This window comes from Chloracidobacterium sp., from assembly GCA_016711345.1.
Classification (GTDB): Bacteria; Acidobacteriota; Blastocatellia; order Pyrinomonadales; family Pyrinomonadaceae; genus OLB17.
The window spans coordinates 1870787-1882968 of the sequence record JADJTD010000001.1 but is presented as its reverse complement, the minus strand read 5'-3'; the positions used below and the strand labels follow the sequence as shown (position 1 = coordinate 1882968).

Below are 12182 nucleotides of genomic sequence, written 5' to 3'. Positions count from 1 at the left end.
TAGGTTGTATGAAGGCTAGGCGTTCGCTTCGGCGTCAGTCTGACGTTTTTTGCCAAAGAACCAGGCGATAAAGATCGAGATGATATAGAGGACGATCATCGGAGCCGCAAACAGCATCATGTTCGGAATGTCACTAGTCGGTGAGACGATGGCTGCGACTATCAGGATGACGATAAGTGCCATCTTCCACGTTCGGATCATCAAACCCGCGGTGACAATGCCGATCCGAGCCAAGACATAGGTAATTGCCGGCATCTGAAAGATCAGGCCCATCGCGAGCATGATGATAATGATGAAATCGAGATAGTCGCTCGCCTTAAGAAGCAGCTTGAAATCCTGCCCTACGCCGAGCAGATAGCTCGCTGCCGGCGGAAACAAAATGTAGTAAGCAAAAGCCGCGCCGATGACAAATGAAACGGTCGAAAGTCCAATAAATGGAGTCACATACGAGCGTTCGTGTTTATATAGTGCGGGCGAAATGAACATCCACAATTGCCAAAGCAGCAGCGGCAAAGCAAATGCGATCGCAGAATAAAGCGAAACAGTTACATACAGCGTAAACGACTCGAGAGCTGTAGTAACGATCATCTTCTCATCAGAATTTGGCTGACCAATAGCGGTTTCCTCAAATTTGAGCGGAAGCCGCACTCCCGAAGGAACTATCGCGTTATTGGTAAAGAGCGCCTCCGTCGTAAAAAGCCCAAGCTTGCCTTCGGAATCACGGGAAACCTTTGCCTTTATTGAAGTTCCGGGCGAAACGACGGTTGGGCCGATGTTAAATGTGTCATCAAAAATATAGCGGCCTTCGTCGTTCTCTTTTAAATTGTTGATGGCGAGGATCTTTTCGTTACCGGTGATGCCGTTAACAGGCAGATCCCGTCGAGCTGCTTCTGACAGCGCCCTGCGAATTGGCACGGAGAGAAAATTGTAGATCTTGTCAGAGACGAACCAACAGGCTAGGAAGAACACAACTATAATGATTACAGAATTTACAAGCCGCTTGCGCAGCTCGTCGAGATGTTCGAGAAACGACATCTGTCCGCCTGCTTCCGGCTCAAGTTCTGTTTTGGTCTCTTCCATCAAACGCTATAGCCAGTTCTTTTTGTCGTTTGGGTCGGCGGTTTCGAGGGGCAACTTTGGCTGCTCTTCGTCGTGAGTGTTGGGCTCTTGTTCACGTTTGGATTTCTGCATAGCGGATGCGTCGCTTCCAACCAAATGTTCAAATTTTGAAGGGTCGATTTGTTTTATCGAGGGCTGGGCCGGTGATTCTGTCGCTTCAGATGTAGAGATGGAATCGACACGCTTCACAGGTTCCGAGTCAAAGGCTTTTATGTCTAAAGCATTTGCCTCTTCCTCAAAGTTCACCTCACGTTGCCATGTTTCCTTGAATTCATTGGCCGTTCCGCGAAATTCGGACATCATCTTACCTGCCTTTCGTGCCAGGTCCGGCAGCTTTCGCGGGCCAAGCAAGATCAAAGCGACAAGCCCGACAAGCAGCAATTCCGGTGTTCCGAAGGATTCTAAGATGAACAAAAACAATCAGTTTACCTCGATAAGATAATTTCCCTTCTCCGCCACAGTGCCAATAATCGCCGCTCCTTCTATTTCACTAAGAAACGCTGCAGCCTTTGCTTCCGGCATCGAGATCAGCAATCCGCCGGCCGTTTGCGGGTCGTATAACGCACTCTGCATCTCGGACGAAACACTTGTTTGTATTCTAACGGTTTCGCCGACATAAACGCGATTGTTTTTGTCGCCGCGTGTCAGCATTCCCTGTGAGATCAATTCAAGTACGTCAGGCAACAGCGGAACTGCTTTAGAATCAATGTTTAACGTCACATCGCTTGCTTTTGCCATTTCAAAAGCATGGCCCATCAAACCAAAACCGGTCACATCGGTGCACGCATTTGCACCAACACTTTGCATAACCTTGGATGCCGCCGCCGCAGATGTTGTCATTGCCTTAATCGCCGCCGCTTCGGTTTCTCCGCTTGCCTTTCCATGCTTTATTGCCGTATTGATGGCTCCGGTTCCAATCGGCTTGGTCAGTATCAAAATATCTCCGGGCTTTGCTCCGGCATTTGTGATGACTTTGTCTGGATGGACTATTCCTGTGACGGAATATCCAAATTTCATCTCTTTATCGTCAACCGAATGTCCGCCGATTACCACAACGCCTGCTGCATTCATTGCTTTTTGACCGCCCGCCAGAATTTGGCCGAGAACATCCCAATCGCCTTTTTGCGGATAACAGACTATAGAAAGTGCGGTCAATGGTGTGCCGCCCATGGCATAAACGTCATTGAGTGAGTTTATCGCGGCAATCTGACCATACATCTCGGGCTCGTCGGCGACTGGAGTAAAAAAGTCGAGCGTTTGCACAAGCGCAGTGTCGTTCGAAAGGCGAAAAACTCCCGCATCGTCAGCATGGTCAAAGCCGACGATCACATTCTCATTATTCTGTGCCGGAAGTTTGCTCAAAACTTGAGCAAGGTCGCTCGGTGCGAGTTTAGCCACTCAACCCGCGCAGTCAACCATTTCCGTCAAACGCTTTTGCATTGCCGTAACTCCTTTTATTTCTTAATGATAACGTCGTAAATGCGGTCAAGATCATCGGTGCTGTAAAACTCGATCTCGATCTTTCCACCCACGCCTTTTTTACCGGGAATGATCTGTACCTTTGTGTTGAGCGCCCTTGTCAGTTTCACTTCAGCTGCTTTTACGTTGGCGTCAATGCTCCGTTCTACGCGCTTGGTTGATGAGTTGATTGCGAAACCGCTTGATATACGCTTGATCGCCTTTTCAATATCACGAACCGACCAGCCGTTGTCGATGGCGTAATTTGCCACTTCACGCCTCACTTTTGGATCGTCGGTCGTCAGCAAAGCGCGGCCGTGTCCGGCGGTAAGTACGCCTTCTTCGATCGAACGCTGTATGTCATTTGCGAGACGCAAAAGCCGTAACGAAGTTGTCACGATCGTGCGGTCCTTGCCAACTCTTTCAGCGATCTGATCCTGCGTAAGTCCAATGTTTTCAATGAGTTTGCGGTAGGCATTGGCTTCTTCGATCGGATTCAACTCTTGTCGTTGGATGTTCTCGACAAGTGCGAGTTCGAGCAGCTTTTCATCCGAAACTTCGCGGATAAATGCCGGTATCCTGCGCAGCTCAGCGATCTGCGAGGCCCGCCAGCGCCGTTCACCGGCGACGATCTGATACCGTCCACCAAACGGGCGAACAACGATCGGCTGGACAACACCGTTGATCCGTATCGATTGAGCAAGCTCCTGAAGCTTTGCGTCGGTAAATCGAGTTCTGGGTTGTTCAGGATTAGGTTCGATTAGATCGATGTCGAGTTCTAAAGTTGCAGACTCTTCGGCCTTTGCTGGCGCAGCCGATGAGGCAGAGGTAACTGTATCTTCTCCAATTAAAGCACTTAGGCCTCTTCCAAGAGTTTGTCTAGGCATGTTTCAATATCTCCTTTGCAAGGTCATCATAACTTTCCGCTCCTTTTGATTTCGGATCGTAAACCATGATCGGCTTTCCGAAACTAGGGGCTTCGGCAAGGCGCACATTTCGCGGGATCACCGTTTCCAGCACCTGAGAACCATAAAAATCTCGCAGATCCTTTGCCACAGCGGTCGATAAATTGGTCCTCTCATCGAACATTGTCAAAAGAAGACCCTCGATCGTCAGAGCAGGGTTCAGTTCCCGTTTCACTCGTGTCAAAGTGTCAAACAGCTCCGTTACACCTTCAAGCGCGTAATATTCACATTGGATCGGCACTAGCAGCGAATCAGCAGCGGTCAGGCCGTTAAGAGTCAGAATTCCAAGTGACGGCGGACAATCGAGAATTATGTAGTGGAAAAAAGCCTTGATCTCCGTGAGGATCTCTTTCAAAGCAAAGTTCCGATTGGGCCTTTCTACTAGTTCAACTTCGGCTCCCGCAAGGTCCTTTCCCGATGGAAGTACCCAAAGTGTTGGTATTTCCGTCGGCAAAACCATATCCCGCACAGATTCACCCATGATGAGAGCGTTATATAAGGTCTTTCTGGCGTTTCCACGTGGAATTCCCGCTCCGGACGTGGCATTTGCCTGCGGATCAGCATCAACAAGCAAAACCTTACGGTCACGCGCCGCCAGCGCTGCTGCGAGATTGATCGCCGTCGTTGTCTTCCCTACACCGCCTTTTTGATTAGCAACAGCTATTATCTTACCCATTTTTACGCTTTTCGTGACGAGATTCTAACTTATCACAGCCGTGAGCCAAATTCTAATCGCGAATGTGGCACGTGCCACATTGCGCACAAAAAAACAAAAAAATGTGGCACGTGCCACATTTTAAGCGCAGAATCGGCGTTTTCGTCAAAATTTGCATAAATATGATATGAGGACAAATGAATGTGGCACGTGCCACATTTAAACCGTAGAACGGGTTTTTTCATTAAATTCATATAAATTTGATAAAGATCAAATCAATGTGGCACGTGCCACATTGCGAACGAAGTGACTGAAATTAAATTATCAGAATAAATGGACACCCTATGTGGCACGTGCCACATAGGGTGATTGTTTAAATGTGGCACGTGCCACATTGAGGATCAAAATACTAATTTATTGAACTTTGCGAAGGTGAATTGGCGGTCAAATGAACCAAAACTGAAGAAAGTGCAGCGGCGGTCAAGCCGTTTACCGTGCGTACTTGGCCAAAATTTTGAGGACGAGCTCGTTCGAGCCGCTCAACCATCTCATTTGAAAGGCCGCCAACTGAATTAAATTGAAAGTCCGTAGGTACTTTCAGGCTGTCGTGATGATTGACACGCTCAGTCGCTAATTTTTGCTTCTCGATATAACCACTGTAAAGGGAATCAGCAAGGGAAGTTTCGAGATCAACGATTTTGGTTTCCTTTTGGATCTCAATTGGCAGAAGCCGACGGATCAACTCAGAATTGACGCCCTGACGCATTGCCAATTGGGAAAGTGTGATGGAATCGCCTAGATCGGCTCCCAAAATTTGTGAGATGCTCGCATACTCGACTGATGAACGTTTGAATCGCGTAAGATCAAGTGCATTGCGGAGATTGGCGATACGGTCGCGCTTCTTGTTAAAACGTTCCCAATCTGAATCACCAACTAGACCTATTTCACGACCTTTTGGCGACAAGCGCTGATCGGCATTATCATGCCGCAGCGTCAGTCGAGCCTCGGCTCTAGATGTAAATAGGCGATACGGCTCATCAACCCCATGCCGAATAAGGTCGTCAGTCAGCACACCAATATACGCCTCATCTCGTTGCAAAATAAAGAGTTTACGGCCTTGAGCACAGAAAGCAGCATTAATCCCAGCCATCAAACCCTGGCAAGCAGCTTCTTCATATCCAGTCGTCCCATTTATCTGTCCGGCAAGAAAAAGGCCAGTCATGCGGGTCGATTCCATCGTTGGACGCATCTCTCGCGGATCAATAAAATCATATTCGATCGCGTAACCAGGCCTAATGATCTGCACCTTCTCAAAACCGTTGACCATACGAAGAAGTTCAAGCTGCAGATCAGACGGCAACGATGTCGAGAAGCCGTTCAGATAAACTTCGTTAGTGTTATGTCCTTCAGGCTCAAGAAATAGCTGATGTCGGTCTTTGTCGGCAAACTTAACAACCTTGTCCTCTATCGATGGACAATAGCGCGGTCCAACCCCTTTGATCTTTCCGGAATAAAGCGGTGAACGGTGCAAATTATCGCGGATAGTCTGATGAAGCCGGTCACTCGTGTAACCAATAAAGCACTGAATTTGATCCTGTTCGATCTTTTCGGTCGCGAACGAGAAAGCCACAGGTTTTTCATCCGGCGGCTGCGGTTCAAAGGCGTCCCAATCGATGGTCCGACCATCGAGACGCGGCGGCGTGCCTGTTTTTAGACGTCCGACAGGGAAGCCGTGTGTTTTAAGACTTTCGGCAAGCTCAATTGAAGCTGGTTCACCGGCGCGTCCTGCCGAGAAGGTCTTTTGGCCCGTGTGGATCGTTCCATTGAGAAAAGTGCCGGTTGCGACTACGACCGCCTTCGCACCAAATCGTCGCGAATCCTGCATTTCAACGCCTATAACCTTATTGTTCTCAACAATTAGATCAATAACCACGCCTTGTCGCAGATGTAGATTTGGCGTTGCTTCGAGCACGCGGCGCATCTCTGTTCGATAAAGACTGCGGTCTGCCTGGGCACGCGGCGATTGAACGGCAGGGCCACGCGATCGATTCAAAAGCCGAAACTGAATGCCCGTACGGTCGATCACTCGGCCCATAATGCCGCCCAAAGCGTCGATCTCACGGACAACATGTCCCTTAGCTATGCCGCCGACCGCAGGATTGCAGGACATTTGTCCGATCAGATCGAGGTTGATAGTGACGAGTGCCGTATCCGCACCAAGACGTGCGGATGCCGAGGCCGCTTCGCAGCCTGCGTGTCCTGCACCGATCACTATCACATCAAAACTTTCGTCAAACATAAGAATAACGCCTGCCGCATGCACTTTGGCGGAATACAGTATTGTAATTAAATAATGCGCATATGCCAATAAAGATGTTCCAGTGTCAGGAAAGGCTCGCATCTCCGTCAGGAAATCAATGACCTGGCTCAGTTACAATATCATTAAATTCAAAAAGAAGTTTGCTAGTGAAAAAACTCACGCGAAGTTGTAAAATATCCTCGAGATCTATTCATGTAGATGACGGCTGTAGCCTTGCAGTTATTTGTGAAAGCGTCTTTTTATTAGGGAGAAACTATGTTCAAGAAAACTTTTCTGTTTTTTTCATTTATGCTATTGATCGCGGTTTCGATCAAAGCTCAGGTGTATAACGATAACTTTGGTGGACAGGGTGCGGTGGTCTATCAAGAAAAAAATTCCCGCGGCCGGTCACAAAGCTTCGGGCCCGGCAGGTACCTTTCTGGAGCGGGTGAGTTCGGAGATCTAGAGAATGATGAAGCATCGTCGGTTACGGTGCGTAGTGGTTACAGGATTCGCCTCTGTGAAAATGAAGGGAATGGACGCGGATCGGGAAAATGTGAGGAATATGGACCAGGCAGCTTCAACCTTAAGTATAACGACAAGGCCTCATTCATCGAAGTACGTCGTAAGGGCGGTTCATGGGGCGGAAACAATGATCCTTGGGGTGGAAACAATGATTCCTGGATCTATGGAACTTGGAACTGGCGTAGGGGAAATGATCGCCGAACAATGACCATTAACCGTAATGGTACCGTCACCGTGTATGCAAATGGCTCGACCACGCGAGGCAGCTATTCGAAAGGTACACTTATCTTGGGCGGCAGCCAGGCAACAATAACGAGACAGGGCAACGAACTAAGAGTTGACATTGCCGGGTCGAACGAGTCGTACATCTGGAAACGGTAGGACCTTAAATTTAGTCCACAGTGTCATGGCCTGGAAAGTCTTATATCTTATAGAGGTGTCAAACCGAATGGTTGGCACCTCTTACTTATTCCACTATAGTTACTTTCCGATGCAAAATGTTGAAAAGATTCGAGTTAGCATATCTTCGGTCGTTGTTTCGCCGGTGATCTCGCCGAGGTAGCGAAGTGCATTGTGCAGGCCGATGAGAACGATCTCTTCGCTCATTTTGCTGTTCATTTGTTCGAGTGATTGCTCGATCTCAGCCTTCGCCCGCGTCAGCAGATCATGATGGCGTGCATCTGTTACCAGAAACCCCGAAGTAGTAATGTCCTGTGGTGAAAATGGCCTGACGATCGCATCGAGCAAATCTTCGAGAGCCTCGCCTGTCTTTGCCGAGATCGGCACGATCTTTGGCCTCAGATATCCTAGCTTTGAGTGTTCACCGGCGATGATGCGGTCGATATCAAACGACGGCACCTTATCGATCTTGTTCAGTACGACAATATAATTGAGATCTTTTACGCTGTCGAGAATTTTGTGATCATCGGCGGTTATCTCTTCGGAAGAATCAAGCATGACGATAACGATGTCAGCATCCGCCATCGTCGCTTTCGAACGCTCAACGCCTATGCTCTCGACAGTGTCGGTAGTTTCGCGCAAACCGGCAGTATCGATAAGTGAAATCGGAATATCCCCAATAGTAAACTGCTCGTGTATCTGGTCACGCGTAGTTCCGGCAATTTCGGTGACAATCGCCCTATCACTGCCGAGTAAAGCATTGAAAAGACTGGATTTACCGACGTTTGGCCGTCCAACCAAAACAACCCGCAAGCCTTCACGAATGAGCCTTCCGGCTTGAAAAGTCGCTGCCAATTTGCCCGTTTCCTCAACAATCTTCGATAGCTTTGTCTTTACACTCTCTGCCTGTAATTCCGGCAGGTCGTCCTCGACAAATTCTAGAGCCGATTCGAGGACGACTATAACGTTCAATAATTCATCTTTTAGAGGCTGTAACTGACTTGAAAACTCACCGCGAAGCTGTCTTATCGCCTGTCTTGCCGACGCTGTCGTCTGGGCATCGATCAGATCGCGTACTGCTTCGGCCTCGGCGAGATTCATTCTGCCGTTAGCAAGAGCACGAAGCGAAAATTCGCCGGCGTCCGCCATTCGAGCATTCAGATTTAGACAAATATCTATCACCTGCCTAAGCAAAACAGGAGAGCCGTGGCAGCTTATCTCGATAACATCTTCGCCCGTAAATGAGTGTGGTGCTTGGAAAAAGGTGACGATAGCTTCGTCAATTACGTCGCCTGTTGTCGGGCTGCAAAGTTGCGCAAGAGTTGCAAATCGAGGTTTGGGATCGAACTCAGGGTTGGCAACCAACTTCTGAGCAATGGTCAGCGACTCGCCGCCACTTAAACGGATCACACCTATACCGCTGCGGCCAGTTGGAGTTGCAAGTGCGGCGATGGTATCCGGCATAAATACATTTACACCACAAAGGCACAAAGAACACAAAGGAAAAACACTTCCTTTACGTTCTTTGTGCCTTTGTAGCTAATTTTATTGAAGACGAACCTGTAGCCGACGATCGCGTCCGTCGCCGACTGATTCGGTGAAGAGGTCTTGCTCCAACTGAAGGGTCATGTGAATGATGCGTCGTTCGGTTGAATTTAAGACGCCGAATGTGAACGGACGGCCGTTCTTGCGGACCTGATCGGCGGCAAAGCGGGCCATGGCATGAAGCTCGGCTTTACGGGTCTGCCTAAAGCCTTCGGCATCGACGATAAAGCGGTGTTCGCGGTCAAGTTGGCGGCCGTAGATCTGAAAAAGTAAAACTTCAAAGGCGTCAAGCAGTTCGCCATTCTCGGCGAGCGCAAAATGAGCATCCTCGCCGCTGAGATTGAGAATACAGCCTTCGTCCGTCCATTCGGAGGAAACGCTGAGATCAAACTTTAGTTCCTTGACGAGGCCCGCGAGGAATTCTGTTGCGTTTTCACAAATTTCGTTCATATGTCGGAACGCAGGCTACAAACCTGCGTTTGGCAGTTTTACTCGCAGGCTGACAGCCTGCGTTCCGTCACGCCATTTTCGGCTTTACCTGCTTAGCATTCTTAGGCACGGAATCCACTATCTTAGCGGTTCCCGGCGGATCACTGTCTTTATTCATCCGGTTGATGACCATTTGCTGAGCAAAACTAACTATATTACCGAAAAACCAATATAGCAAAAGTCCCGACGGAGCCGCCCACATTACCCACAGCATCATTACAGGCATAAAGTAAATCATCATCTTTTGCTGCATCTGCTGCTCGGGCGTTATGGTCGCCGCCTGCGGCGTAAACTTCATAGACAGGATCATCGAGATCGCGAAGGCAAATTCGAGCAAGTGCCACGGATCTGCCGCCGAAAGGTCAGGCAGCCAGATGAAGCTTGCTTGTCGGACTTCCATCGAAACCGTTACTGCCGTGTAAAATGCGATCAGCAGAGGGAATTGCAGCAGCATCGGCAGGCAGCCGCCGATGGGCAGAGCGTCCTTGGTCAGCTTGAGCTGTTCCATTTGGAGGGCGCGCATGCGGGCGTCGTCGTTAGGGACGCCTTTCTTTTGCAGGTCTTTGATCTTGTCCTGGATCTCCTTCATTTTCGGAGCGTTGCCAGATGCCTTTTTGAAGGAACGCGATTGCGCCCATCTGAGAGGGAAGAGCAGCGAATAGAACAAGAATGTAAAGACAATGATCGCGACGCCGTAGTTGTGCGTGAGGGCGTTAAAAAAGTTCAGCGAGTATAGAATGACGGTCGCAAGCGGTTTCGTCATCCAGCGGAGCCACCAGTAACTGCTGTAGTTAATAAGGTTTGTCAGGTCCAGCGGGCGTCCGACGCTTTTGCTGAGATCGGCGTTCAGCGAATCTAGCAGGAAATGGTCCTTAGTACCGGTAAAGATCTTTGTTATAGATCCGTCAGCCGTGATCGGCAGATAAACTGTGACCAAATGCCGCGTTTCCTGCGTGGTCGGGCTACGCATTATCCACTGAAAGATCGAGTAGAAAAATGGCTGCGTCTGGACGTCGTACTTAAATGCACGATACTCAACGCTCTGAGCCTGCGTGGCTGGAATTGCTGCCATCGCAAAATATGCATCACCGACACCTGCCCAATCGACCTTGCCGTTGTCAGTTAGCGTAGCCTGATTGTTGGCGTCGAAGGTAAAAGCGTAATTGCCCTGATGCCGTTTGATATCGCCGTCAACGCCGGCGACGGCTTCGGATTCGATGTGGTAAAAATTGTGATGATTAATGGCGTGATCGCCAATGCTTGCACCGATCGCAAGCTTTGTGTTTGGCACAGGCTGGCCGTTTAGGAGTATTGTAATTGCAAGGTCGCTGAGGTAGCTGTTCGCGGTAAAAGTAAACTTCTTTCGCACCTCGAGAGCCTGAGTCACGCCGCGGAGCATAACATCGCTCTTCATAACAAACTCGAGCATTCGATTCTCAGCACCGTTCAATGAGATGGCGTCTGTGTCCGCACCGCTGACCTCAAAAACGCCTTCGTTGATCATCAGATCAAGGGCGTTGTCACCGGTGATAATGCGAAAAGGGATGTCACGCGGCGATTGCTCAAGTGCTTTGGTCGAAATGAGCTGCAGCGGCTTTTCGTTAGAAGCGTTTGAGCCGTCAGCATAGACGGGGAATTCAGCCTTGGGCGAAATGTTGGCCTTGATGATCCAGCTTGTCGCAAGTCCGCCTTTCGAATCGAGCTTTACTTCATACAGCGGCGAACCGATAGTGATCTCACGTTGCGGTGCGTTTGTGGCCGGCATCGAACCAACTTGAGTGATATCAGGCGTGGTTGCAGGTGCGGCAGGAGCAGAAGTCGAGGTATTGGCCGCAGTATTGGCGGCAACATTGGCGTTTGCGTCAGGGGCAGGCTTTGGCGGCGGAAAAAGATACGACCAGCCAAACAGGACCGCCATCGACAATACTGCCGCGATCAAGAAACGGCTTTGATTACTTTTATTACTACTATCTTCCATCTTAAGTTCAAGGTTCAAGGTTCAAGGTTCAAAGTTAGTCGTCTCGACCTTAAACTTTGAACTTAAAACTTTGAACCCTTATTTCACCGGATCATGCCCGCCTTTGCATAGCGGCTGACATCGTAAGATACGCGTTAGGCCGAGCCATGTTCCGCGAATGGCCCCGTATTTCTCGACCGCTTCGCGTGCATATTCCGAACAGGTCGGTTCAAACCGGCACGCCGGCGGAAAAAAGGGCGACAAAAACGTCTTATAAATGCCCAAAAGATCTAAGACCAAAAACTTCATCGCTTTAAAGCAATTTACCACAGAGGGCACAGAGTTCACTGAGTAGAAAAAAGAACCGCATCGGCTTAGTTTTTCTCTGTGTTTCTCTGTGTTCTCTGTGGTAAAGGATCTTCGCCGGTTGCTATGCGAGATGCGATCTCTCGAAATTCGGCCAGCGGCTTTTCGAGCTTTACCTTTAGAATGCTTCGCCGGGCATTCAAAACCCAATCGTATCTCACCGTAACGGCGTCTAACTCAGCACGGCTCAATCTAAAACTCTCACGCAACAGCCGTTTGGCACGATTGCGGTCGTGCGCCTTGCCAATGGCTTTCTTGGTAGCGGTTATGCCGACGCGGTGAATATCTGCTCTCGCGGGCAAAATGAAAACCGTCATAAAACGGCCTTCGAAACGCTTTCCATGCTCGTAAACCCGAAGGAAATCGGCGCGTTTCAGCAGCCGAGCTTCCTTTGGCAAGCTAAAG

At 49.3% G+C, this 12182-nt stretch carries 12 protein-coding genes; 1 reads left to right on the top strand and 11 read right to left on the bottom strand.

Annotated elements, in window-relative coordinates; genetic code table 11:
- Window positions 1-15: 15 nt before the first annotated feature.
- From tatC to mnmG, 6 genes are all read right to left on the bottom strand, one after another.
- Window positions 16-1080: a twin-arginine translocase subunit TatC gene (gene tatC, locus IPL32_07860; GenBank protein MBK8465731.1), complete on the bottom strand. Its 1065-nt coding sequence runs from the start codon at window positions 1078-1080 to the stop codon at window positions 16-18.
- 6 nt (window positions 1081-1086) lie between these two features.
- Window positions 1087-1533, bottom strand: a complete 447-nt coding sequence (locus IPL32_07855; protein ID MBK8465730.1) for a twin-arginine translocase TatA/TatE family subunit — start codon at window positions 1531-1533, stop codon at window positions 1087-1089.
- A 6-nt stretch (window positions 1534-1539) separates the two neighbouring features.
- Entirely contained in the window at window positions 1540-2517 is a 978-nt protein-coding gene (selD, locus tag IPL32_07850) for a selenide, water dikinase SelD (protein ID MBK8465729.1), read from the bottom strand.
- A 56-nt stretch (window positions 2518-2573) separates the two neighbouring features.
- A complete protein-coding gene (locus IPL32_07845) occupies window positions 2574-3464 on the bottom strand; it encodes a ParB/RepB/Spo0J family partition protein (protein MBK8465728.1) in 891 nt (296 codons plus the stop codon).
- The gene (locus IPL32_07840; protein MBK8465727.1) at window positions 3457-4218 is read right to left on the bottom strand and encodes a ParA family protein; all 762 of its coding nucleotides are present in this window, start codon (window positions 4216-4218) and stop codon (window positions 3457-3459) included. Before IPL32_07840 ends, IPL32_07845 begins: the two co-directional genes overlap by 8 nt.
- Window positions 4219-4606: 388 nt before the next feature.
- Complete coding sequence (mnmG, locus tag IPL32_07835; protein ID MBK8465726.1) at window positions 4607-6496, bottom strand: tRNA uridine-5-carboxymethylaminomethyl(34) synthesis enzyme MnmG; 1890 nt, start codon at window positions 6494-6496, stop codon at window positions 4607-4609.
- A 276-nt stretch (window positions 6497-6772) separates the two neighbouring features.
- Between mnmG and IPL32_07830 the strand changes: the two genes are divergently transcribed.
- Window positions 6773-7402: a hypothetical protein gene (locus IPL32_07830; protein MBK8465725.1), complete on the top strand. Its 630-nt coding sequence runs from the start codon at window positions 6773-6775 to the stop codon at window positions 7400-7402.
- Between the two features lie 99 nt (window positions 7403-7501).
- Here the strand turns inward: IPL32_07830 and mnmE are convergent, their stop codons facing one another.
- The 5 genes from mnmE to rnpA all read right to left on the bottom strand — a co-directional run bounded on the left by mnmE (window position 7502) and on the right by rnpA (window position 12175).
- Complete coding sequence (mnmE, locus tag IPL32_07825) at window positions 7502-8884, bottom strand: tRNA uridine-5-carboxymethylaminomethyl(34) synthesis GTPase MnmE (GenBank protein MBK8465724.1); 1383 nt, start codon at window positions 8882-8884, stop codon at window positions 7502-7504.
- Window positions 8885-8965: 81 nt separating this feature from the next.
- Window positions 8966-9415: a hypothetical protein gene (locus IPL32_07820; protein ID MBK8465723.1), complete on the bottom strand. Its 450-nt coding sequence runs from the start codon at window positions 9413-9415 to the stop codon at window positions 8966-8968.
- Between the two features lie 67 nt (window positions 9416-9482).
- On the bottom strand, window positions 9483-11432 hold the full coding sequence (locus IPL32_07815) for a YidC/Oxa1 family insertase periplasmic-domain containing protein (protein ID MBK8465722.1): 1950 nt from the start codon (window positions 11430-11432) through the stop codon (window positions 9483-9485).
- Between the two features lie 78 nt (window positions 11433-11510).
- Window positions 11511-11720 carry a membrane protein insertion efficiency factor YidD gene (yidD, locus tag IPL32_07810; protein MBK8465721.1) on the bottom strand — a complete coding sequence of 70 codons (210 nt, stop codon included), beginning with the start codon at window positions 11718-11720 and terminating at the stop codon, window positions 11511-11513.
- 65 nt (window positions 11721-11785) lie between these two features.
- The gene (rnpA, locus tag IPL32_07805; protein MBK8465720.1) at window positions 11786-12175 is read right to left on the bottom strand and encodes a ribonuclease P protein component; all 390 of its coding nucleotides are present in this window, start codon (window positions 12173-12175) and stop codon (window positions 11786-11788) included.
- Window positions 12176-12182 lie beyond the last annotated feature (7 nt).

Excerpts from the sequence above, each read along its gene's own strand:
- tatC (MBK8465731.1), bottom strand. The coding sequence starts at position 1,080 with ATGGAAGAGACCAAAACAGAACTTGAGCCGGAAGCAGGCGGACAGATG.
- IPL32_07845 (MBK8465728.1), bottom strand. The coding sequence starts at position 3,464 with ATGCCTAGACAAACTCTTGGAAGAGGCCTAAGTGCTTTAATTGGAGAA.
- IPL32_07840 (MBK8465727.1), bottom strand. The coding sequence starts at position 4,218 with ATGGGTAAGATAATAGCTGTTGCTAATCAAAAAGGCGGTGTAGGGAAG.
- mnmG (MBK8465726.1), bottom strand. The coding sequence starts at position 6,496 with ATGTTTGACGAAAGTTTTGATGTGATAGTGATCGGTGCAGGACACGCA.
- IPL32_07830 (MBK8465725.1), top strand. The coding sequence starts at position 6,773 with ATGTTCAAGAAAACTTTTCTGTTTTTTTCATTTATGCTATTGATCGCG.
- mnmE (MBK8465724.1), bottom strand. The coding sequence starts at position 8,884 with ATGCCGGATACCATCGCCGCACTTGCAACTCCAACTGGCCGCAGCGGT.
- IPL32_07820 (MBK8465723.1), bottom strand. The coding sequence starts at position 9,415 with ATGAACGAAATTTGTGAAAACGCAACAGAATTCCTCGCGGGCCTCGTC.
- IPL32_07815 (MBK8465722.1), bottom strand. The coding sequence starts at position 11,432 with ATGGAAGATAGTAGTAATAAAAGTAATCAAAGCCGTTTCTTGATCGCG.
- yidD (MBK8465721.1), bottom strand. The coding sequence starts at position 11,720 with ATGAAGTTTTTGGTCTTAGATCTTTTGGGCATTTATAAGACGTTTTTG.